This is a genomic window from Phenylobacterium sp., from assembly GCF_036402295.1.
Taxonomy (GTDB): domain Bacteria; phylum Pseudomonadota; class Alphaproteobacteria; order Caulobacterales; family Caulobacteraceae; genus Phenylobacterium.
Genome location: NZ_DASWTE010000076.1, coordinates 1 through 20,767, shown reverse-complemented (window position 1 = coordinate 20,767; position 20,767 = coordinate 1). Strand labels below are relative to the sequence as shown.

Below are 20,767 nucleotides of genomic sequence, written 5' to 3'. Positions count from 1 at the left end.
TCCTCCACCTAACCCGCTCGGCTCCGGTCGGGCGGGTTTCTTCGTTCGGCCGCCGCGACTGCGACTCGGGTTAGAAGGGGGTGGTCTTGTGACTCAGCATTCGTTTGATCATCTTTGCTCCGATTTGATTTCGTTGAGCTTGGCTATGAATTTTCGGTCCGATGGCAAGATAAAAGAAGATATTGTCGCGGCCGATTGCTTTATCCTTTCACGAGGTTAGGGCGACGGATGCCGCCACCGCAGACTTGCGGCGACGTACTGCTCTCGTTTCAGGCCTGAGGCCGCCACGATGCTGACGAGACAAGCGATTCAGGCACGGCTCGGAGTCGCTCCCGCGTTTGATGACCCCGCAGGCCGCGCCCGCCTGCCCTCGACGCTGAAGTCCGACCGCGGCGTCCGCCTGGGCATGCTCAGGCGGCTTTCAGCGTCCCGGCTGTTTGCGCTCGGCGATCGCGCAGGGGTGCTGCGCGCTGCGCAGTCGCGGTCAGGACGCCCCTTCCGACTGGACACGCGGCAGCGGGTGATCGTGAAGGCCTACGTCTCCAGGCACTTGGGCATCGGAGCCGTGCGCGGCGCCGCGCTGGCGGCGCACATCGGATACCTGGGTCGGTCCGGCGCTGGCCGCGATGGCGGCCGTCCAGAGTTCTTCGACATGCGTTCGGACGCGGTCGACGCCGCGGCGATGCCTGCGGAATGGGCGGCCGACCGGCATCACTTCCGGTTCATCATCTCGCCTGAGCACGGGGAGCGCATTGCGGACCTTCCTGCCTATACCCGCGAGGTCATGTCCCGGGTGGCGCAGGATTTGGGGGAGCCGAACCTTGCGTGGATCGGGACCTGTCATTTCGACACGGATCAGCCCCACGCTCATGTGCTCATTCGGGGACGCCGGGCGAGTGGCAGGGACCTCGTCATCCCACGGGATTACGTCGGCTACGGCTTCCGCGCCCGCGCCCAGGAAGTCGCCCACGAGCTGCTGGGGGATCTCTCTCGTGCCGAGGCCGAACGGCGGATCTGGCGTGAGACTCAGGCCGACCGGTTCACGGGCTTCGACCGCCGGCTCCTGCAGGCTGCGGACAATCATTTCCAGGTGCCCGACGGCGTCGGCGGCAGCGATGCCTGGTCGGCCCTCATGCGGGGTCGACTGCGTCACCTCGAGACCCTCGGCCTCGCCACCCGCCGGGGCGACCAGTTCCAGCTTCACGCGGACCTCGAACAGCAGCTGCGGACCCTACAGCTGCGGCGGGACATCATCCGGACGCTGCAACAGCGCCGGCTCGAGGTCGGACGCGAGCCCCTGCCGCTTGGCGAGGCTCGCGTGCGGGGTCGCGTCGTCAAGTCGGGACGCACCGACGAGCTGGGCGGCGGAGCCTGGGTGATGGTGAGAGACGCGGACGGACAGGAACACTTCGCGCGTCTCAGGCTCGGCCAGCCATCGCCCCGGACCGGCCGAACTGTGGAGCTCCTGCCTGGGCCGGGAGGCGCCCGCATGCTCGAGGCAGCGCGGGGCAGCGAGCGCGCGCTCTGAGTCCGATTTCGGATCGCCATTCGGCGCGAGGTCGTCGCCCGGATCAGCCGACCAACGCCCGAAGTACGGCCTGGCAGCGCGGCTTCACCGCGGCGGGAGGCGGGCGTTGCGCAAGCCAGGCCGGGAGGTCGAGGATCTGCCGCTCTTCGGCAGGCGCCCAGCCCGGCTCTTTGATAAGCAGCGCGACGGCCGCCTGCGCCTGCCTCAGGGGATCCGGCGGGCCATCCAGCATCCGCACCAGCTTCCTTGCTGACGAAAGGGCATCGGCCCGCCCGAAGTTCATCCGCCGCCCCATGTGCACGTGTCGCGTCCGCGCCGAGCTAGCATCTCGCCAAGGGGACGCCCAGCCCTCGGATCGTGGCCTCCCCGAGGCGTAACCACCGAGCTGCCCGACGAGTAGCCGCCGCGCCAGACCTTCACTCGCTGAACTGGAAACGAGGCTGCGCGCCAGCCGCCTGAAGGCCCAGCGCGGCGGGTCCATGCGCCACGAAAGGGTGCGCGGCGGCAGAATGGAAACGACCTGCAATCGGGGGCCGATGGTCGAAGCGTGGCTGGTCCGCGTGGCCGGTTGCTCTCTCCGCTCCGACGATGGTGGCCAGAAGCGACTGCCAGGCCTCGAGGGCTGCTCGCTTCTCGCGGACATAGTTGTTGGCGTCATATCTTGTCGCTGAGACCTGTGCGCCGCCCCCCGCGTCGTAGTGGCCCAGCACCTTGCTGCGAATGAACGGCGCTATGCTCAACCGCTCGCTGGTCATCAGCGTCGAGCCGGTGCGTCGAAGGTCGTGGATCGTGCCATCCTCGATTCCGAGCGCCCACAGGATGGTGTTGTAGGCCCAGTTCATCGCCGGACCGCGCATGGACTTGGTGGGGTCGTTCCGCCCTGGGAAAACGAACTCCGAATTTCGATCAGCTGTGAGTTCGATCGCCTCCCTGATGAGTTCGACGGCCCAGGGAGAGAGCGGCACGATGTGCGTGCGGTTCTGCTTCATCCGGCCCGGCGGGATCGTCCAGACCCCATGCTCCAGGTCGAGTTCGGCCTTCGTCATGCCGAGGACCTCGCATCGGCGCTGCAGGAGCAGCATGACAAGCTGGATCGCGATCCGCATCGGGCGGCTGACCTGAACCACGGTCCCGTCGCGCCGGGTGTTGGCCCGCGGGATGGGAACCGTGAGCTTCTCCGGCGCCAGAACGCCGGCCCAGATCTGCTTGAGCTCCGCATCCGAGTAGACCCGCAGACGCACGTTCGACGGCGCCACCGCCGGTAGGTTCGAGATGCAGTTGTACTGCAGGCGCTCCTCGCAGACGCCATAGGCCAGGATCTGCCGGATGATGGCTTGGGCTCGCACCGCCTGGCCTGTCACGCCGCAATCGAGCAATCGGTAGAGCGCGCCTTTGATGAGCCGACGGTTGACAGTCTCAAGCGGCATGCGTGCGAGTGGCCCCTCGATGTGGACTCTGTAGACCATCCGCTCAAGCTTGAGAGTGGAGGCGCGCTTGGGACGATATCGTCCGGTCTCCGTGGCCCTGAAGTACTCTTCAGCCAGGTCGCCGAACGTCTTCAGATGCTCTGTGGCCGCCTCGGTCTTCGCCACGCGGAAGTCCATGGCCGGGTCGCTGCCCTCGGCCACGGCGACCTTCAGCTTGCGTGCAGCGTCCCGCGCTTCCCTCAGTCCGAAGGCCGACGAATGGACACCCAGCGTCACCCGACCCTGGCGGCCGAGGCGCGTCCGATAGCGGAAGCTCCAGGTCTTGCGGCCGTCGCCGGACACGCGAAGTTCAAGCCCCAGAACATCTGGATCAGGATAGGCTGTCTGCCGCCCCGCGGAAGGTTTCACTGCGTCGCAGAAAGCACTCGTAAGTCGTTGCATGGCCACAGCGCAAACCCATCAAGCAACCTGCTCGGGCGGCGCCCACCGCCCGCCATCCAGGTCACACATAGGTCGCGAAATCCGGCAAATCAACGAACCACGACGGCCGCTCTTGAAAACGTGATTTTCAACGTTTTCAATAACTTGAAACAGACCGAAGTTCTCTGAAACGCCCTGCTACAGCCCTAAGACCATCTTGGCCATGATGTTGTGCTGGATCTCGTTCGAGCCCGCGTAGATCGAGGTCTTGCGGTAGTTGAAGTAGTGCGGGGCGACCGTGGCGGCGTAGTCGGGGCCGGCGCGGAAGGTGTTGCCGCCGGGCTTCAGCATGTCCCAGGTGTCCTGCACGAAGGGCTGCGCGTAGATGCCCACCGCCTCGAGCGCGAGCTCGGTGACGGCCTGCTGCATCTGGCTGCCTTCCAGCTTCAGCATGGACGAGACCGCGCCCATCGCGTCGCCGTTGGCGCGGCCGGCGAAGATGCGCAGTTCCGTGGCGTTCAGCGCCTCGACCTTGATCTCGACCTCGCTGAGCTTCTTGCGGAAATCGGGGTCGCTCATCATCGAGCCGCCGCCGTCCGACCGCTCCAGGTTGGCGATCCGCTTCACCTTCTTGAGTTGGGCCTGAAGGCCGGGCGCGTAGGCGTTGCCGCGCTCGAACTGCAGCAGGTACTTGGCGTAGGTCCAGCCCTCGCCTTCCTTGCCGATCCGGTTGGCGACGGGCACGCGCACGTTGTCGAAGAAGGTCTCGTTGATCTCCTGCTCGCCCTCGGCGGGGCCGTCGAGCGTCGGGATCGGCCGGATGGTGATGCCCGGCGTCTTCATGTCGATCAGCAGGAAGCTGATGCCCTTCTGGCGGATCTCCTCATTGGAGGTGCGCACCAGGCAGAACATCCAGTCGGCCCACTGGGCCAGCGTCGTCCACGTCTTCGAGCCGTTGAGGACGTAGTGGTCGCCGTCGCGTTCCGCCTTGAGAGCGAGCGATGCGAGGTCGGACCCCGAGCCCGGCTCGGAATAGCCCTGGCACCACCAGACGTCGGTGGTGAGGATCTTGGGCAGGTGCTGGGCCTTCTGCTCGGGCGTGCCGAAGGCCATCACCACGGGCGCGCACATACGCAGGCCCATGTTCGAGGTGGAGGGGGCGCCGGCCAGCGCCATCTCCATGTCGAAGACGTACTTCTTGCCGAGGCTCCAGCCGGTGCCGCCGTACTCCTCGGGCCAGTCGGGGGCGATCCAGCCCTTGTCGCCGAGGCGCTTCAGCCAGCGGACCTGGGCTTCCTTGTCGAGGTGGTTGTTCTTCGACTGGGCGAGCTTGGCCCGCATGTCGTCGTCGAACGCCTCGGCGATGAAGGCGCGGACCTCCTCGCGGAACGCGAGGTCCTCAGCGGAGAAGTCCAGGTCCATGGCGTGTCACCCGATTCCGTCGAGGTATTCGATCTCGGGCCGCCCGGCGAGCACGGCGCCGAACTTCGGGCCCGCGGCCTTGAAGTAGTCGGTGCCGCCGTGGTGCGTGAGCGCGTCCTGGTCCTTGTAGACCTCGAGCACCTTGTAGACCCCGGGCTCGGTCCGGCTCTTGGTCAGCTGGTAGGCCAGGCAGCCCGGCTCGTTGGCGCGGACCTGCTTGGCGAGCTCGGTGAAGAAGGCCTCGAACTCGGGTCCCTTGCCGTCCTGCACCGGAATCTTCGCGATCACGCCGATGGTCATGCCACCCTCCCAACGATTGTTTGAATCAACGGTAGAGGGGCGGCCCGGGCGGGGCAAGGGTGACGTACGGGTCAGGCTTGACGGTTTTCAGATGGCGTTTTATTGATCAACCATTCGTTCAATTAAATGAGATGGCAAGTGGCCCGGCGGTATCGTCAAGGCAGGCGCGGCGAGAACGCGGAGGAGACCCGCCGGCGGATCGTCCAGGCGACCTTCGACCTGCACGGGAAGCAGGGTATCGCCGCCACGACCATGAAGCAGATCGCCGAGCGGGCCGGGGTCAGCGTGGGCTCGGTCTATCATCACTTCCCGACCTATGACGACGCGATCAACGCCTGCGGGGCGCACGCCTTTGCGCGCAACCCGATCCCGACCGCCGCGATCTTCGAGGGCGCCACGACCCGGGCAGAGCGGGTGAGCCGCCTGGCGCATGCGCTCTTCGAGCTGTTCGCCGGGCTGCGCGCCTTCGGCAGCGTGATCGCGGACCAGGACAAGCTGCCGGTCCTGAAGCCTTTCGTGGATCAGGAGCGCGGCGTGCGGCTGGCACTGGCGGCAGAGGCCGTGAATGGGGACGATCGCGCCGCCGTCACCCTGGCCGGCCTGCTCGACAACGGGGCCTGGGACGCCTTTGCCCGCCTCGGCCTTTCGCCCGGAGACGCCGCCAGTCGGGTCGCCGAGGTCGCCAACAGTTGGCTCGACGCCACCTATCCCCAGGAGAACGCTTGATGGAGACCCGCGTCCACGAGATCGCCGACGGCGTCTATCGCCTGTCGACCTTCGTGCCCGAGGTGACGCCCGACGGCTTCACCTTCAACCAGTTCCTGATCGACGCCGATGAGCCGATGCTCTTCCATTGCGGCCAGCGGATGCTGTTCCCGCTGGTGTCTGAGGCCGTGGCAAAGGTGATGCCTGTCGAGCGCCTGCGCTGGGTCGGCTTCGGCCACGTGGAGGCCGACGAAAGCGGGTCGATGAACCAGTGGCTGGCCGCCGCGCCCAACGCCACCGTCGTGCACGGCCAGACAGCCTGCGACGTCTCGCTGAACGACTTGGCCGACCGCCCGCCCCGCGCGCTGGCTGACGGCGAGGTGCTGGATCTCGGCGGCAAGCGGATGCGCTGGCTCGACACGCCGCACGTGCCGCACGGCTGGGAGGCGGGCTGCTTCTACGAAGAGGCCGCCGGCACGCTGTTCTGTGGCGACCTGCTCACCCACGTGGGCGACCCTGCGCCGATCACCTCGGCGGATGTGCTGGGCGCGGCGGTGGCGGCCGACGAGATGTTCGGAGCCATGAGCCTGGCGCCCGGGTCCGGCGCGGCGCTGCGGCGGCTGGCGGACCTGGCGCCCCGCACCCTCGCGCTCATGCACGGCTCGTCGTACGCCGGCGACGGCGCGGCGGCGCTCAAGGGTCTCGCGGAATACTGCGAGCGTCGGCGCGCGGCCTAGCGCCGGTCGTTCCAGCCGTAGGCCACCCAGTGGTGGCCGCCCAGATGGCGGGCTTCGATGATGTCGCTGTCGCGGCGGCGGGAGCGCACGGTGCGGCGGGCGCGCAGGGCGAGGCCGGCGAAGGCCAGGAGCGCCGAGCCCATGATGGCGATGACGGCCACGGTGGCGGCGGCGAAGACGGCGAGAACCGCGCCGACCACAACGGCGCAGGCTGTAGCGAGGGTGGCGCCGACGGCGGCCAGGCTGCGAAGGGCGGAACCCGGGCTCGCGGCGAAGTCCTTGACCATTTCAGCTCCTCGACGGCGGGGCCGTGCCCAAACCGTGAAAGATACATGTCAGCACAGTGGTTCCGATCGTCAACTGCGCATGTGTCGGAAAGACGACGGCCAAGCTGCTATGCCGCACCCAGCCGCAGCGACTTGCGCTCGCGCTGGATCAGGTCGTAGGCGGCGTTGATGGCCGCGGCCTTGGCCTCGGCCACCTCGACGAACTCGGCCGGCAGGCCCCGGGCGCGGGCGCGGTCGGGGTGGGCTTCCGAGAGCTGGGCGCGCCAGGACGCCCGCACGTCCGCGTCCGAGGCGTCGGGCGCCACGCCCAGGATCACATAGGGGTCGTCGTTGGCCGCGCCGAGATGGGTGGCCTTCAGCCGGCGGAAGGTGAGCGGCGACAGGCCGAACAGCTCGCAGACGCGCTCGAGGTAGGCGAGCTCGCCGCCCGTGACGACGCCGTCGGACGCTGCGATATGGAAGAGGCCGTCCAGCACGTCCTCCAGCAGCTGCGGGCAGGCGCCGTAGCGCTTCTTCAGCCGCCGCGCATAGCCCTCGAAGCCGCGGGTGGTCTGGCGCGCAAGCTGGTACAGGCGACGGATGTTGCCTTCGCTGCCGGGCTCGGACTGGAATATGGTGTGGAAGGTGTCGTATTCGGCCGCCTGCGCCTCGCCGTCGGCCTTGGCGAGCTTGGCGCCCAGCGCCGTGACAGCCGTCGTGAATGCCGGATCCTCGCCCGGGAGACCGGGCGGGCAGACGTCGCATTCCGCCTCATCGACCTTGCGAACCGCGAGGCCGGCTATTTTGCGCCAGAAGCTCATTTCGCTATGGGCATGCCTTAAGACCCGGGCGGTCCGGTGACAATCGTGCGGAGAGGTTAAGTTTTGGACAGGCGTTGCGCCTTCTGGATCGATCGGGGCGGGACGTTCACCGATGTGATCGGGCGCTGGAGCGACGGCGAAGAGGTGTCGCTGAAGCTCCTGTCCGCCTCGCCGAGCTACCCGGACCCCGCGGTAGAGGCCATGCGGCGGATCCTGGACGTGCCGCCCGGGGCGCCCTTCCCTGCCGCTCGCGTCGAGGTGATCAAGATGGGCACGACGGTGGCCACCAACGCGCTCCTCGAGCGGCGCGGGGCGAAGACACTGTTCGTCACCACCGAGGGCTTCGCCGACGCGCTGCTGATCGGCGACCAGACACGGCCCGAGCTATTCGCGCTCAACATCGACAAGCCCGCGCCGCTCTACGCGGGCGTCGTGGAGGCGGTCGAGCGGCTGGCGGCGGACGGCTCGGTCGTGGCGGGCCTGGACGAGGCCGCGCTGAGGGAGAAGCTGGAGGCCGCGGTCGCCCAGGGCTTCACCTCCGCCGCCATCGCCTTCCTGCACGCCGACCTGAACCCCGCGCACGAGCGGCGGGCGGGCGAGCTCGCCCGGGCGGCCGGATTCGCGTTCGTGGCGCTGTCGTCGGAAGTCTCGCCCCTGCCCCGCTTCGTGCCGCGGGCTGAGACGACGGTGGCCGACGCGTATCTGACGCCCGTACTGCAGGCCTATGTGCGGCAGGTCGCCGACGCGGTGGCGGGCGCGCCGCTCTACTTCATGACCTCGGCCGGCGGACTGGTGCGGGCCGAGGCGTTCCGCGGCCGGGACGCCGTGGTGTCCGGGCCGGCCGGCGGCGTGGTGGGCGTGGCGCGGACGGCGGCGCAGGCTGGCGCTGGGGCGGTGCTCGGCTTCGACATGGGCGGCACGTCCACCGACGTCTGCCGGTTCGCAGGCCGCCTCGAGCGGCGCGACGCGGCGAAGGTGGCGGGCGTGAAGCTGCGCAGCCCGATGCTGGACGTGGAGACGGTGGCCGCCGGCGGCGGCTCGATCCTGGCGTTCGACGGCATGCGCGCCCGCGCGGGCCCGGCCAGCGCCGGCGCCGACCCTGGCCCGGCCTGCTACGGCCGCGGCGGCCCGGCGGCGGTGACCGACGCCAACCTGATGCTGGGGCGGCTCGATCCGCGGTTCTTCCCGTTGGTGTTCGGGCCCAGGGGCGACGCGGCCCTGGACCCGGCGGCCAGCCAGGCGCGCCTGGACGTGTTGGCGCAGGCCATGGGCGCGGAAAGCATCGAGGCCGCCGCCGAGGGCTTCGTCGCCGTGGCCGTCGAGCAGATGGCGCAGGCCGTGCGGCGCATCTCCACCGAACGCGGCTTCGACCCGCGCGAGCACGGGCTGGTGGCGTTCGGCGGGGCGGCGGGCCAGGTCGCTTGCCAGACGGCGGAGGCGCTGGGCGTCTCGGAGGTGCTGTGCCCGCGGTACGGCTCGGTGCTGTCGGCCTGGGGCATCGGCCAGGCGCGGGTGACGGCGCTGCGGCAGGCGGGCGTCGAGACGCCGCTGGCGGGCGGGTTGCCGGTAGCCAAGGCGGCGCTGGCCGGGCTGGAGGCGGCGGTGCGGGCCGACATGGCGGCGCAAGGGGCCGAGGCCGGGGAGATCCGGCGAACCCTGCGGCTGCGCTACGACGGGGCCGATGCGGAACTGCCGGTGGCTTTGAGCGACGCGGCGACCGCGAAGGCGGCGTTCGAGACGGCCCACCAGCGACTGTTCGGCTTCGTCGAGCCGGACCGCACGATCCTGATCGCGGCGGTAGAGGCGGAGGCCTTCCCTCCCCTTCATGGGGAGGGTGGCGAGCGAAGCGAGACGGGTGGGCAGGTCAGGGGCCAGAGCGCCGGCCTCACAGAACCTGCACCACACTTCTCCACCCCGACGGCTTCGCCGTCTGCCCCTCCCCATGAAGGGGAGGGAAAGGTGAGAATGTTCGCCCTGGGCCGTTGGCATCAGGCGCCGGTCATTGGGGCGGAGGCCCTGACCTCCGTCGACGGCCCCGCCCTCGTGGTCCGCTCCGACACCCAGGTCGCCGTGCTCCCGGGCTGGCGCGCGACCGCCGACGCCGACGGCCTGATCCGCCTCTCCCGCGCCGCCGCCGCTCAGCGCCAGGCCATCGCCCTCGACAAGCCCGACCCGGTCACCCTCGAGCTCTTCAACCGGCGCTTCATGGGCGTCGCCGAGGCGATGGGCGCGGCCCTCGAACGCACCGCGCATTCGGTGAACATCAAGGAGCGGCTCGATTTCTCCTGCGCGCTCTTCGACACCGACGGCGGGCTGGTGGCGAACGCGCCGCACATGCCGGTGCACCTGGGGTCGATGGGCGCCAGCGTGCGGGCCGTGCGCGACCGCCATCCCGACCTGAAGCCGGGCCAGGCCTTCGCGCTGAACAATCCCTACGCGGGGGGCACCCACCTCCCTGACATCACGGTGGTGATGCCGGTGTTCATGGCCGAGGCCGATGCGGAGGCCAGCTTCTACGTCGCCGCGCGTGGTCACCACGCCGACGTCGGTGGCATTCAGCCGGGCTCGATGCCGCCGTTCTCGAAGACCATCGACGAGGAGGGCGTAATGCTGGACGCCCTGCCGATCATGCGTGGCGGCCGCTTCCTCGAGGCCGAGACCCGCGCGGCGCTGGCCTCGGGCCAGTGGCCGGCCCGCGCGCCCGACCGCAACCTCGCCGACCTCAAGGCCCAGGTCGCCGCCTGCCAGGCGGGCGGCGCCGCCGTGGCCGACATGATCCGCAGCTACGGCGCCGACGCGGTCGCGCGCTACATGGGCTTCGTCCAGCAGAACGCCGCCGAGGCGGTGCGCCGGGCGGTGGGCAAGCTGAGCGACGGCGAGGCCCGGGTGTTCATGGACGGCGGCGGCGAGATCGCCGTCTGCACGACGGTGGACGCCGAGGCCCGCGCCGCGGTGCTCGACTTCACGGGCTCAGGCGACCAGCTCGCCAGCAACTTCAACGCCCCGTCGGCCATCGTCGACGCCGCGGCGCTCTACGTCTTCCGCACCCTGGTGGACGACGATATCCCGCTGAACGCCGGCTGCCTGGAACCTTTGAGGATCCTGACCCGTCCGGGCTCGATGCTGGCCCCGCGGCCGCCCGCCGCCGTCGTCGCCGGCAACGTCGAGACCAGCCAGCACGTGGTCGACGCGCTCTATTCGGCGCTGGGGGTGATGGCCAACAGCCAGGGATCGATGAACAACTTCACTTTCGGCGACGACCAGCGGCAGTACTACGAGACCATCTGCGGCGGGGCCGGCGCCACGGCCGACCGCGACGGGGCGAGCGCCGTCCACACCCACATGACCAACTCGCGCCTGACCGATCCCGAGATCCTGGAGCGCCGCTTCCCGGTGCGCGTCGAGCACTTCGGCGTGCGCCACGGCTCGGGTGGCGAGGGGCTGCGGCGCGGCGGCGACGGCGCGCGGCGGCGGATCCGCTTCCTGGCGCCGATGGAGGCGGCCCTCCTCTCCTCCCGCCGCGATCACGCGCCGCAGGGGCTGGCCGGCGGCGGACCGGGACTGCCGGGACGCCAACGTTTGATCGCGGCGTCGGGCGCGGTTAGTGAACTTCCCGGCTGCTTCTCCGTTACGGTGGAGCTTGGCGACACGATCGAGATCGAAACCCCAGGGGGTGGCGGCTTCGGTCGGGCGTGAAAGCGCCAGAATCTGCCATCACAAGGACCTGAATGACGCCCTTCGCCATCGCCCTCGCCCTGTTCGCCCAGGATCCCGCCCCTGCCGCCGACACGCCGCTCGAAGCGCCCAAGGCCGAGAGCGCGCCCGCGCCCGAGGACCGCATCCCGACCGGCGCGCCGCGCGACGACTATCAGTTCGTGGCGTGGTGCTACGGCGCTCTGCGCGGCTACCTCGACATGCACGACGAGATGATGCCGGAAGTGACCCGCATCGAGGGCCAGTTCCGCAAGCCGGGCACGAGCCTGTCGGACGACCTCAAGGTCTACGCCAACATGCAGAAGGACGGCCGGGCCAAGCTGAAGACCTTCCAGGCCGCGCTGACCGCCGCCGAGAAGGCGTCGGTGCGCCCGATCAACACCGTCGGCGCGGCGGCCGTGCGCCAGGGTCGCCAGATCTGGAACGCCGGGCCCGAGGTGACCAAGGCCCGCAAGGCGCAGGAGTGGATGAGTTGGGCCCTGCCGGCGCGCTGCGAGACGGTGGCCGCGTCGCTGGAGCAGAAGGCGAAGCTGATGGGCGCGACGTTCCGCGTGAACGAAGAGCCGCCGCCCGCACCGGTCGAGCCGGCGACGGAGACCACCGTGGCGCCGGCCGAGCCCCCGGCCGAGGCCCCGAAGGACGCGCCGGCGAACTAGCGGCGCAGATACGCCGCCAGCCGCTCCAGGCCCGCGGCGTTCTTCTCCGGCCGGGCGGCGAAGCACCAGCGGAGCCAGCCTTCGCCCTCGGGGCCGAAGGCCGAGCCGGGCGCGAGGCCGAGGCCCGCCTCAGCGATCAGCGCCTTGCAGAGCGCAACCGAGTCCGTGCAGCCGTCCACCCGGAAGAAGGCGTAGAGGCCGCCGTCCGGCGACGGCGCCTCGACGCCCGGCATGGCGCGGAGGGCCGTGAGCACCTGGTCGCGGGCGGCAGAGAGCTCGGCCTTGAGGGTCGCGACGTCGGGCTCGCCGTGGTCGATGGCGGCCTTGGCGCCCGCCTGCACGAAGTCGGGGGCGCACGAGGTGTTGTACTCGATCAGCACGCCCAGGCCGTCCATCAGCGTGGGCGGCACAACCATCCAACCGAGCCGCCAGCCGGTCATCCGCCAGGCCTTGGAGAAGCTGTTGGTCCCGATCACGCGGTCTCCCGGCGTGACCAGCGGCAGGAACGACGGCGCCGATGGGGCGTCGAAGGTCAGCCGCTCGTACACGTCGTCGCAGACGAGCCAGATGCCGTGCTGGCGGCAGCGCTGGAGGATGGCGGCGCGGTCGTCGGCCGGCAGGGTCCAGCCGGTGGGATTGTTGGGCGAGTTCAGGAACAGCGCCTTGGTGTCTGGCGTGAGCGCGGCCAGCAGCCGGTCGAGGTCCATGCGCCAGCGGCCCTGCGCCGGCTCCAGCGGAATCACCTCGACATGCGCCGACAGGATCTTCGGGATCTCGGCCACGTTGGGCCAGATCGGGCCGCCCACAACCACCCGGTCGCCCGGCGAGACCACGAGCTGGGCCGCCAGCATCAGGGCGCTGACGCCGGCGCTGGTCACCGCCACCCGCTCCCCGCCGATCGGCGCGCCGTGCAGGCCGGTCAAGTAGCGCGACAGGCTCTCGCGCAGCTCGGGGCGGCCGAGGTTGTGGGTGTAGTAGGTGCGCCCTGACAGCAGGGCGTCGGCCGCTGCCTGGCGGATGAACTGCGGGGTCGGCTGGTCCGACTCGCCGAACCAGAAGGCCAGGATGTCGTCACGGCCGAGGCCCGCATTGGCCACTTCGCGGATCCGGGACATGCGGAGGTCCTGGACCTCGCGGCGCGGCAGGGCGTCGAACATGGGCCTGAGATAGAGGACCGGGGCCCGGCGAGCCAGCGGACGCGCTACGGGCGGGATGCGCTTCGCCGATGTCGGGACGTCGGCCTGTCGCCGCGCATCGAAAGGTCCCCTTCCGATGTCGGCGTTGTCGAACGCGACCGACCCGTTGCGGAATGAACCTTCGTCGCTTGCCTTGGGATCAAGCCCGGGTTGATCATGCTGTGGAAGCCGCGAGGAGCGCGCCCGTGCTTACGCCCGCAAACGACGTCGGACCGTCCCGGTTGGACGTCAGCGACGATGATCTCCGGCGCTATGTCACAGGTGGCCTCGGGCCTGAGCGGCGAAAGGCGGTCGAGGGGTTCTTGGCCTGCAATCCGGACCTCGCCGCCAAGGTAATGACCGAACTGCACCTCGGCGCCCTGCGGCCCCGCAAGAGGCGGAGGCGGCGGCTGATGGTGGCGGTTCTGGCCGTTGCGCTCGGCGCATGCGGCGCCTCGGCCCTCGCCGGCTGGACCGCGGCTGAACACCGCGACCTCGACGGCTGGCGTGAGGCGGATGGCGAGCTTCCGCCGGAGTACGTCGAGGAGGCGGCCGAGTCCCGTCAGGCCACCTTGGTGCGGGCCGCCATGAACTCGCAGGTGGAGACGGCGCAGCTCGACGTCGCAGAAATCCGCCGCACCCTGAGGCTCGATCTCCCGCGCCTGCCACCGCAGTGGCGGATCGTGGACGTCCAGGTCTACCCCACCGACGAAGGGCCAAGCGTCAACGTGACGGCCCAGGGGCCGGGCGGGCGGCGACTGGGCCTCTTCGTGGTGCGGGCGAACACCTCGACGACTGCGCGCCCGGAATTGGCCACGCGGGGCCGCGAAGTGGTGGCGTTCTGGGAGCGCGGCGAGTCCGCCTATGTGCTCAGCGGCGATGCCCCCGGTGACGTCCTGCTATCCGAGGCCGCCGCGCTGGCCGCAGGCATGAACCTTTGACCTGTCAGTTGGATTGAACGCCGGTACGACTTAGCTCTGCCCCATGCATCGCGACCTGAACCACGCCGAGGGCGGCGGACAACTCGAAACGGAGATCTGCGTCATCGGCTGCGGGGCCGCGGGCATCACGGCCGCGCGCCGCCTCCTGGAGTTGGGACACACCGTCGTGCTGCTGGAAAGCGGGGGACTCGACTACGAGCGCGCGACGGCCGACCTCAATGCCGGCGAGAACATCGGCCAGACCTACTACGACCTTGCTGACGCGCGGCTACGGTTCTTCGGCGGCACGACCGCGATATGGGGCGGGCGCGTCGCCGAACTCGATCCCATCGACCTCGAACAGCGCGCCTGGGTGCCGAACTCGGGCTGGCCCATCGGTTGGAACGACCTGGAGCGCTACTACGCCCCCGCGCGCCGCATCTTCGGCGAGCCGCCTGCCGCGGCCTCGACGGACGACCTTCGACGGGCCGGGGCCCCGATCCCCGACTTTGAAGCATCGAGCCTGGAAATCGGCGTCTGGACCTTTGATCGTCGGTTCGACCGCTTCGTCTTCGACGCCTGCGCCGATCTCGTCCGGCATCCGCGATGCACTATCGTGACGCACGCCACGGTGACGGAGATCGACCTCGACGCCAACGGATGGCGCGTGCGCCGCGTCGTGGCGCAATCCCTGTCGCGTCGGCGGCTGGGGGTGCGCGCCCGGGCGGTCATGCTAGCGGCGGGTGGCCTGGAAAACCCTCGCCTGCTGTTGGCCTCGAACGAGGTTGCCCGCCACGGCATCGGCAACGACCATGACCAGGTCGGCCGGTATTTCATGGAGCATCCGCACGCCCGGGGTGGCCGCGTTGTAGGTGCTTCGGCCTGGCGGCTGCTCAAGGCGTTCGGCCGCACCCATCGGCTCGCAGAGCGTGAGATTGCAGGGCTTATCAAGCCCAGCGTAAAGCTGCAGACCGAGCGGCGCATCCTCAACAGCTCGCTGACCATCGTGGCGCGGCAGCCCGCGGCCGCGACCCAAAACTGGGGCGCGCTGGCCTATTCGCAACTGAAGCACGGCATGGCCCCCACACGCTTCGGTCGCCGTCTCTGGATGGCGACCAAGAGCACAGCGAACTGGGTCCAGCAGCGCACCGATCCCCTGCGTCCCTGGCTCCTGCACCACCTGGGCCTGCGCGACCTGTCGCTGCTCGTCCGCGCCGAACAGGCGCCCAACCCGCAGAGCCGGGTCCTGCTGACCAACCAGCGCGATCCGCTGGGTGTGCCCCGTCTGGCGCTGGACTGGCGGACCACCGCCCTCGACATCGACAGCGTGGCGGGCTTGGTGGATGCACTGGACCGGGAGCTGCGCCGCCTGGGGCTGGGTCGGGTCGAGGCGAGCGATTGGCTGTCCGATCCGGCCAGCGGATGGCGGACCGATCCGCTTATCAGTTCGCACCCCATCGGGGGCTACCACCACATGGGGACAACGCGCATGTCCGACGATCCGCGCACCGGTGTCACCGACCCGTCAGGCCGCGTGCACGGCGTCCAGAACCTTTACGTGGTCGGCAGCTCGGTCTTCCCCACCTCCGGCTGGGCCAACCCAACGCTGACGATAGCGGCGCTTGCGCTGCGAACGTCGGACACTGTGTCCGAGAGGCTGGCCAGAGTGCATGCGGCCTGAGGCGCCGAAGCGTGGATCCACCGGCGGAAGGTAAGGCTCCCGCGGATGGCGGGCGACCGCTTTCCACATCCTCGGACAATCAGAGAGCCCGATTGTCGCCCGCCCAGCCTCACGCCGCCGGCCGCAGCGCCCCGAGCTGCACGGCGATTCGGCTCACCAGGGCGTCGGCCGAGATCCCCAGGCTGTCGGCGATCCGGCAGAATTCCAGCAGGTCCACGCGCCGCTGGCCGCGCTCGATCATGGCCACGTGCGATCCGGTCTTACCCAGGCGCGCGGCGAGCGCCCTCTGGCTGAGCCCCGCCTCGCGGCGCGCCCCGATCAGCACGTCGCGCACCACCCCGTACTCGTCGGAGAAGACCGGGTTGGGGCGGCGGGCCGCTCGCCCGCGATGAAGCGTCACGTTGTTGACACCGGTGTCAGTGACGGACATGTTCCCTCCAGCCTTCGGTTCTTGGTCCGCTTTGGGTGATGGTCATAGGCTAATATGACACCGGTGTCATTGAAAATGATGCCGGAACGGGACTTCAGCGAGCCGCGACGACAGCGGCGCCCGGGCATCGGGCGGTTTGGGGAGAGAGACATGATTTCGACGACGACGCGGCTGCGCGCTCTGGCCTGCGGGGCTTCGACCCTGATCCTGGCGGGTAGCCTGGCCGCGCCCGCCTTCGCCCAGGCGGCGAGCGAAGAGGTGCAGGAGGTCGTGGTCACCGGCTTCCGGGCCAGCCTCGCCAGCGCCATCCAGGTGAAGAAGGCCGAAACCGACATCGTCGACGTCATCAACGCCGAGGATATCGCCGACTTCCCCGACTTGAACCTGGCCGAGAGCCTGCAGCGCATCCCGGGCGTCGCCATCGACCGCGACGGCGGGGAGGGCCGCACCATCACCGTCCGCGGCCTCTCGTCGGACTTCACCCGCGTGCGCCTGAACGGCCTCGAGGCGCTGGCCACCACCGGCGGCAAGGACGGCTCGGGCGGCGCCAACCGCGGCCGCTCGTTCGACTTCAACGTCTTCGCTTCCGAGCTCTTCAACCGCCTGACCGTGCGCAAGTCGCAGTCGGCCGAGGTCGAGGAAGGCTCGCTGGGCGCCACGGTCGACCTGCGCACCGCCAAGCCCTTCGACTATGGCGAGGGCGTCGTCGCGATCGGCGGCCAGTACGGCTACAACGACCTCTCCAAGAAGTGGGACCCGCGCGGCACGCTGCTCGTCAGCGACACCTGGTTCGAGGGCAAGCTGGGCGCGCTGTTCTCGCTCGCCTACGCCAAGCGCAACACGCTGGAGGAAGGCTCGTCCACCGGCCGTTGGGAGAACCCCAGCGTCCCCACCAACTCCGCCGGCTGCTTCCAGACGCCCGGGCCGTGCAACGTGCCCGTCGGGACCTATTCCAACGTCAACTCGGCCTGGCACCCGCGCATCCCGCGCTACGGCCGGCTGACCTACGACTGGGAGCGCACGGGCGCGACCGCGGCGATCCAGTTCAAGCCCACCGAGAGCACCACCTTCACCCTCGACGGCCTCTTCGCCCTGCTCGACGGCAGCCGGCGCGAGAACTACCTCGAGGTGATCTCGTTCAGCCGCTCGGGCCAGGGCAACCCGCAGACCGACGTCCTGAACCCGCAGTTCGACGAGAAGGGCCACCTCGTCTCGGCGACGTTCAACGACGTCGATGTCCGCACCGAGGACCGCTACGACAAGCTCGAAACCGAGTTCAACCAGATCGCCCTGCAGGTCGACCACGAGTTCAACGACCGGTTCCGCGGCTCGCTGCTGATCGGCCGCTCGACCTCGATCCAGAGCAACCCGGTCCAGACGACCATCTCGTTCGACCGCTACGACAGCGACGGCTACCGGTACGACTACGCCGACAGCCTGAAGCAGCCGGGCTTCAGCTACGGTTTCGACGTCACCAACCCCGCGTCCTGGGCCTTCGGGAACACACAGGCGCTGGGCGACGCCTCGCTGATCCGCATGCGGCCGAACAAGACGGTCAACGTGCTGAAGAACGTGCGCGCCGACCTGGAATTCGACGTCACGCCCACGTTCAAGCTGAAGGGCGGCCTGCTCTACAAGGACTACGAGTTCCGCACCCAGGAGCAGCGACGGTTCGTCATCGGCGGCATCACCGAGGGCGCGGTGGCGCTGCCCCCCGGCGTCACCATCGCCCAGCTCTCCAAGCTGATCACCGGGTTCGGCAAGGGCCTGAACCTGCCCGACGGCACGCCCACCTCCTGGCTCTCGCCCGATCTCGAGAAGGTGGCCGAGGCGCTGGGGATCGACTGCAACTGCATCAACCCGTTCGGCGACTTCCGCCTCTCGCCCAACAACCAGCGCGGCGCCAACCGCGACGTCGAGGAGCGCGACTTCTCGGTCTATCTGCAGGCCGACTTCGAGACCGAGGTCGCCGGCATGCCGCTGCGCGGCAACGTCGGCGTCCGCCATGCCCGCACCGACCAGGAGGCCCGCGGCTTCGTGGGCGCGAACTACGTGACGGTGGCGCGGTCCTACAAGGACACCCTGCCCTCGGTGAACCTGGTGCTTGAGCCCTACGACAACATCCTGGTGCGCTTCGCCGCGTCCAAGGTGATGTCGCGGCCGCAGCTGCCGAACCTGACGCCCGGCGGCACCATCAACAACAACGCCCGCACGCTCAACGTCGGCAACCCGCTGCTCGAGCCGATCCGGGCCGACACGCTCGACCTGTCGTTCGAGTGGTATCCCGAACCCGAGACCCAGTTCACCCTGGGCTTCTTCTACAAGGACCTGAAGAGCTACATCCAGAGCTCGGCGTCGACGATCCCGTTCTCGGAGACCGGCCTGCCGCCCAGCCTGCTGGCCAACAACAACACCGTCGACACGATCTTCACGGTCACCCAGCAACAAAACACCGACGGCGGCTCGCTGAAGGGCTTCGAGGCCAGCATCCAACGGCCCTTCACCTTCCTGCCGGCCCCCTTCGACAGGTTCGGCGGGATCGTGAACTTCACCTACGTGAAGTCCGACATCGAATACATCACCAACGCCGCGCGGAACGAGCGGGTGATCCAGCCGCTGGTCGGCCTCTCGCCCAAGTCGTTCAACGTCACGCTCTACTACGAGTACGAGAAGCTGAAGGCTCGAGTCTCGGGCGCCTACCGCGACGGCTACCTGTCGACCGTCCCGGGCGGCAACGGCAACGACGTGCGCGGCAAGTTCTCGACGCTCAACGTCGACGCCTCGGCCAGCTTCGACATCACCGACAAGCTGACCGTCTCGATCGAGGGCATCAACCTGACCGACGAGTTCGACGACCGCTGGATCTCATCCGAGCGCAAGAGCTCGGAGGAGTACGTCCACACCGGCCGCCAGTTCTACATGGGCTTCCGCTACAAGTTCTGAGTGAGGCGATGCCGAAGCTTACCCGTCGCACCGCGTTTGGCGCCTTCGGCGCGGCCGCCGCCCTCCCCGCGGCGGCCGCAACGCCTGCCTGGCGCCGCGGCGTCGAGGCCCAGCGCGCCGCCGACTTGGGCGACGGGACGTTCCTCAACCCCATCGTCGCCGGGGACCGTCCGGATCCCACGATCCTAAAGGACGGCGGCGACTACTACATGACCTTTTCGTCCTTCGAGGCCTATCCCGGCGTGGTGATCTGGCATTCGCGGGACCTGGTGAACTGGGCCCCGATCACCGCGGCGCTGAAGACCCCCATCGGCTCGGTCTGGGCCTGCGAGCTCATCCGCCACCAGGGCCGCTACTACATCTACATCCCGGCCCGCTTCCCGGACCGGCGCTCGATCTGGGTGATCTGGGCCGACGACATCCGCGGTCCCTGGAGCGAGCCGATCGACCTCCACTTGCCCGCCCACATCGACCCCGGCCACGCCGTTGGCGAGGACGGCAAGCGCTACCTCTTCCTGTCCGGCGGCGACCGCGTGCGCCTGACCGACGACGGCCTCGCCACCGACGGCCCGGTCGAGCACGTCTACGATCCCTGGCGCTATCCAACAGAGTGGGACGTCGAGGGCTTCGCGCCCGAGGGCCCCAAGATCACGCGGCGCGGCGGCTGGTTCTACCAGATCACCGCCGTCGGCGGCACGGCCGGCCCGCCCACCGGCCACATGGTCATCGTCGCCCGCTCGCGCTCGATCCACGGTCCCTGGGAGAACTGCCCGCACAATCCCATCGTGCGCACCACCTCGCGCGACGAGAAGTGGTGGTCCAGAGGCCACGCGACCCTGGTCGAAGGCCCGGCCGGCGACTGGTGGATGGTCTACCACGGCTACGAGAACGGCTACTGGACGCTGGGCCGCCAGTGCCTGCTCGACCCCATCGAGTGGGCGCCCGACGGCTGGTTCCGCGCCAAGGGCGGCGACCTCTCCAGGCCGATCCGGAAGCCCCGCGGCGGCCAGCCCGGCCCGCACGGCCTGGCGCTCAGCGACGACTTCGCGACCTCGAAGCTGGGCGTCCAGTGGAGCTTCGCCGACCCGGCCCCCGACGAGCTCGCCCGCGTCCGCTTCGACAACGCGATGATCCTGACCGCCCGCGGGACCGCGCCCAAGGACTCCCCGCCACTCACCTTCGTGGCCGGCGACCAGGCTTACGAGATCGAGGTCGAAATCGAGGCGCCCGCGGCCGGCTCGGCCGGCGTGCTCCTGTTCTACGACAAGCAGCTCTACTGCGGCCTGTCGTTCAACGAGAAGACTTTCGTCACCCACCAGTACGGCCTGGAGCGCGGCCGCCCCGCCAACCCGAACGGCCGGCGCATGTGGCTGCGCATGAAGAACGACCGCCACATCGTCACCTTCCACACCAGCTCCGACGGCCGGACCTGGACGAAGTTCGACCGCCAGATGGAAGTCTCCGGCTACCACCACAACGTCCGCGGCGGCTTCATGGCGCTGCGCCCCGGCCTCTTCGCCGCCGGCCAGGGCGAGGCCCGCTTTCGGCGTCTGACGTACCGGGCGCTGGCGTAGGTGGCCGCGCCGCGGACGGTCCATCTCAGCCTCTGAGACGCGGCGCGT

Annotated in this window: 18 protein-coding genes; 10 read left to right on the top strand and 8 right to left on the bottom strand. The window is 69.4% G+C overall.

Features of this window, described 5'->3' with window-relative positions; genetic code table 11:
* Positions 1-220: hypothetical protein (locus VGD44_RS05030; protein ID WP_331084515.1), on the top strand; the 220-nt coding region annotated here is incomplete at its 5' end.
* Positions 221-289: 69 nt separating this feature from the next.
* A complete protein-coding gene (locus VGD44_RS05025; RefSeq protein ID WP_331084513.1) occupies positions 290-1,528 on the top strand; it encodes a DUF3363 domain-containing protein in 1,239 nt (412 codons plus the stop codon).
* A gap of 43 nt (positions 1,529-1,571) precedes the next feature.
* Here the strand turns inward: VGD44_RS05025 and VGD44_RS05020 are convergent, their stop codons facing one another.
* From VGD44_RS05020 to VGD44_RS05005, 4 genes are all read right to left on the bottom strand, one after another.
* Positions 1,572-1,811: a hypothetical protein gene (locus VGD44_RS05020; protein WP_331084511.1), complete on the bottom strand. Its 240-nt coding sequence runs from the start codon at positions 1,809-1,811 to the stop codon at positions 1,572-1,574.
* Between the two features lie 133 nt (positions 1,812-1,944).
* Positions 1,945-3,396: a tyrosine-type recombinase/integrase gene (locus VGD44_RS05015; protein WP_331084517.1), complete on the bottom strand. Its 1,452-nt coding sequence runs from the start codon at positions 3,394-3,396 to the stop codon at positions 1,945-1,947.
* 177 nt (positions 3,397-3,573) lie between these two features.
* Positions 3,574-4,797, bottom strand: coding sequence for an acyl-CoA dehydrogenase family protein (locus VGD44_RS05010; protein WP_331084509.1), 1,224 nt, complete (start codon positions 4,795-4,797; stop codon positions 3,574-3,576).
* A gap of 6 nt (positions 4,798-4,803) precedes the next feature.
* Entirely contained in the window at positions 4,804-5,097 is a 294-nt protein-coding gene (locus VGD44_RS05005; protein WP_331084507.1) for a putative quinol monooxygenase, read from the bottom strand.
* Positions 5,098-5,235: 138 nt separating this feature from the next.
* Here VGD44_RS05005 and VGD44_RS05000 point away from each other — a divergent pair, with 138 nt between their 5' ends.
* Both VGD44_RS05000 and VGD44_RS04995 read left to right on the top strand, forming a co-directional pair.
* Positions 5,236-5,823, top strand: a complete 588-nt coding sequence (locus tag VGD44_RS05000) for a TetR/AcrR family transcriptional regulator (protein ID WP_331084505.1) — start codon at positions 5,236-5,238, stop codon at positions 5,821-5,823.
* The gene (locus VGD44_RS04995) at positions 5,823-6,539 is read left to right on the top strand and encodes an MBL fold metallo-hydrolase (protein ID WP_331084503.1); all 717 of its coding nucleotides are present in this window, start codon (positions 5,823-5,825) and stop codon (positions 6,537-6,539) included. Before VGD44_RS05000 ends, VGD44_RS04995 begins: the two co-directional genes overlap by 1 nt.
* On the opposite strand, the gene VGD44_RS04990 is transcribed toward VGD44_RS04995, so the two are convergent.
* Both VGD44_RS04990 and VGD44_RS04985 read right to left on the bottom strand, forming a co-directional pair.
* Positions 6,536-6,826: a hypothetical protein gene (locus tag VGD44_RS04990; protein ID WP_331084501.1), complete on the bottom strand. Its 291-nt coding sequence runs from the start codon at positions 6,824-6,826 to the stop codon at positions 6,536-6,538. The two genes, VGD44_RS04995 and VGD44_RS04990, sit on opposite strands and share 4 nt — an antisense overlap.
* A 107-nt stretch (positions 6,827-6,933) precedes the next feature.
* Entirely contained in the window at positions 6,934-7,626 is a 693-nt protein-coding gene (locus tag VGD44_RS04985) for a DnaJ family molecular chaperone (RefSeq protein WP_331084499.1), read from the bottom strand.
* A 63-nt stretch (positions 7,627-7,689) separates the two neighbouring features.
* Between VGD44_RS04985 and VGD44_RS04980 the strand changes: the two genes are divergently transcribed.
* Both VGD44_RS04980 and VGD44_RS04975 read left to right on the top strand, forming a co-directional pair.
* Complete coding sequence (locus tag VGD44_RS04980; protein ID WP_331084497.1) at positions 7,690-11,322, top strand: hydantoinase B/oxoprolinase family protein; 3,633 nt, start codon at positions 7,690-7,692, stop codon at positions 11,320-11,322.
* Positions 11,323-11,354: 32 nt separating this feature from the next.
* Positions 11,355-11,996, top strand: coding sequence for a hypothetical protein (locus VGD44_RS04975; protein ID WP_331084495.1), 642 nt, complete (start codon positions 11,355-11,357; stop codon positions 11,994-11,996).
* Here the strand turns inward: VGD44_RS04975 and VGD44_RS04970 are convergent.
* Positions 11,993-13,153 (bottom strand): pyridoxal phosphate-dependent aminotransferase, encoded by a 1,161-nt coding sequence (locus VGD44_RS04970; protein WP_331084493.1) that lies wholly within the window; start codon positions 13,151-13,153, stop codon positions 11,993-11,995. The genes VGD44_RS04975 and VGD44_RS04970 overlap by 4 nt on opposite strands.
* 260 nt (positions 13,154-13,413) lie before the next feature.
* Here VGD44_RS04970 and VGD44_RS04965 point away from each other — a divergent pair, with 260 nt between their 5' ends.
* Together VGD44_RS04965 and VGD44_RS04960 are read left to right on the top strand one after the other, a co-directional pair.
* Positions 13,414-14,112: a hypothetical protein gene (locus VGD44_RS04965; RefSeq protein ID WP_331084491.1), complete on the top strand. Its 699-nt coding sequence runs from the start codon at positions 13,414-13,416 to the stop codon at positions 14,110-14,112.
* A 43-nt stretch (positions 14,113-14,155) separates the two neighbouring features.
* Positions 14,156-15,772: a GMC family oxidoreductase gene (locus VGD44_RS04960; protein ID WP_331084489.1), complete on the top strand. Its 1,617-nt coding sequence runs from the start codon at positions 14,156-14,158 to the stop codon at positions 15,770-15,772.
* 109 nt (positions 15,773-15,881) lie between these two features.
* Here the strand turns inward: VGD44_RS04960 and VGD44_RS04955 are convergent, their stop codons facing one another.
* Positions 15,882-16,202 (bottom strand): helix-turn-helix transcriptional regulator, encoded by a 321-nt coding sequence (locus VGD44_RS04955; protein WP_331084487.1) that lies wholly within the window; start codon positions 16,200-16,202, stop codon positions 15,882-15,884.
* Between the two features lie 150 nt (positions 16,203-16,352).
* Between VGD44_RS04955 and VGD44_RS04950 the strand changes: the two genes are divergently transcribed.
* Positions 16,353-19,145, top strand: a complete 2,793-nt coding sequence (locus VGD44_RS04950; protein WP_331084484.1) for a TonB-dependent receptor — start codon at positions 16,353-16,355, stop codon at positions 19,143-19,145.
* Positions 19,146-19,153: 8 nt separating this feature from the next.
* Positions 19,154-20,719: a family 43 glycosylhydrolase gene (locus tag VGD44_RS04945; RefSeq protein ID WP_331084482.1), complete on the top strand. Its 1,566-nt coding sequence runs from the start codon at positions 19,154-19,156 to the stop codon at positions 20,717-20,719.
* Positions 20,720-20,767 lie beyond the last annotated feature (48 nt).

Bases quoted from the DNA above. Each gene is read 5' to 3' on its own strand.
- VGD44_RS04970 (WP_331084493.1), bottom strand. From the start codon at position 13,153: ATGTTCGACGCCCTGCCGCGCCGCGAGGTCCAGGACCTCCGCATGTCC.
- VGD44_RS04950 (WP_331084484.1), top strand. From the start codon at position 16,353: ATGATTTCGACGACGACGCGGCTGCGCGCTCTGGCCTGCGGGGCTTCG.
- VGD44_RS04995 (WP_331084503.1), top strand. From the start codon at position 5,823: ATGGAGACCCGCGTCCACGAGATCGCCGACGGCGTCTATCGCCTGTCG.
- VGD44_RS04975 (WP_331084495.1), top strand. From the start codon at position 11,355: ATGACGCCCTTCGCCATCGCCCTCGCCCTGTTCGCCCAGGATCCCGCC.
- VGD44_RS04985 (WP_331084499.1), bottom strand. From the start codon at position 7,626: ATGAGCTTCTGGCGCAAAATAGCCGGCCTCGCGGTTCGCAAGGTCGAT.
- VGD44_RS04960 (WP_331084489.1), top strand. From the start codon at position 14,156: ATGCATCGCGACCTGAACCACGCCGAGGGCGGCGGACAACTCGAAACG.
- VGD44_RS04955 (WP_331084487.1), bottom strand. From the start codon at position 16,202: ATGTCCGTCACTGACACCGGTGTCAACAACGTGACGCTTCATCGCGGG.
- VGD44_RS05025 (WP_331084513.1), top strand. From the start codon at position 290: ATGCTGACGAGACAAGCGATTCAGGCACGGCTCGGAGTCGCTCCCGCG.
- VGD44_RS05015 (WP_331084517.1), bottom strand. From the start codon at position 3,396: ATGCAACGACTTACGAGTGCTTTCTGCGACGCAGTGAAACCTTCCGCG.
- VGD44_RS05005 (WP_331084507.1), bottom strand. From the start codon at position 5,097: ATGACCATCGGCGTGATCGCGAAGATTCCGGTGCAGGACGGCAAGGGA.
- VGD44_RS05020 (WP_331084511.1), bottom strand. From the start codon at position 1,811: ATGAACTTCGGGCGGGCCGATGCCCTTTCGTCAGCAAGGAAGCTGGTG.
- VGD44_RS04990 (WP_331084501.1), bottom strand. From the start codon at position 6,826: ATGGTCAAGGACTTCGCCGCGAGCCCGGGTTCCGCCCTTCGCAGCCTG.
- VGD44_RS05010 (WP_331084509.1), bottom strand. From the start codon at position 4,797: ATGGACCTGGACTTCTCCGCTGAGGACCTCGCGTTCCGCGAGGAGGTC.
- VGD44_RS04945 (WP_331084482.1), top strand. From the start codon at position 19,154: ATGCCGAAGCTTACCCGTCGCACCGCGTTTGGCGCCTTCGGCGCGGCC.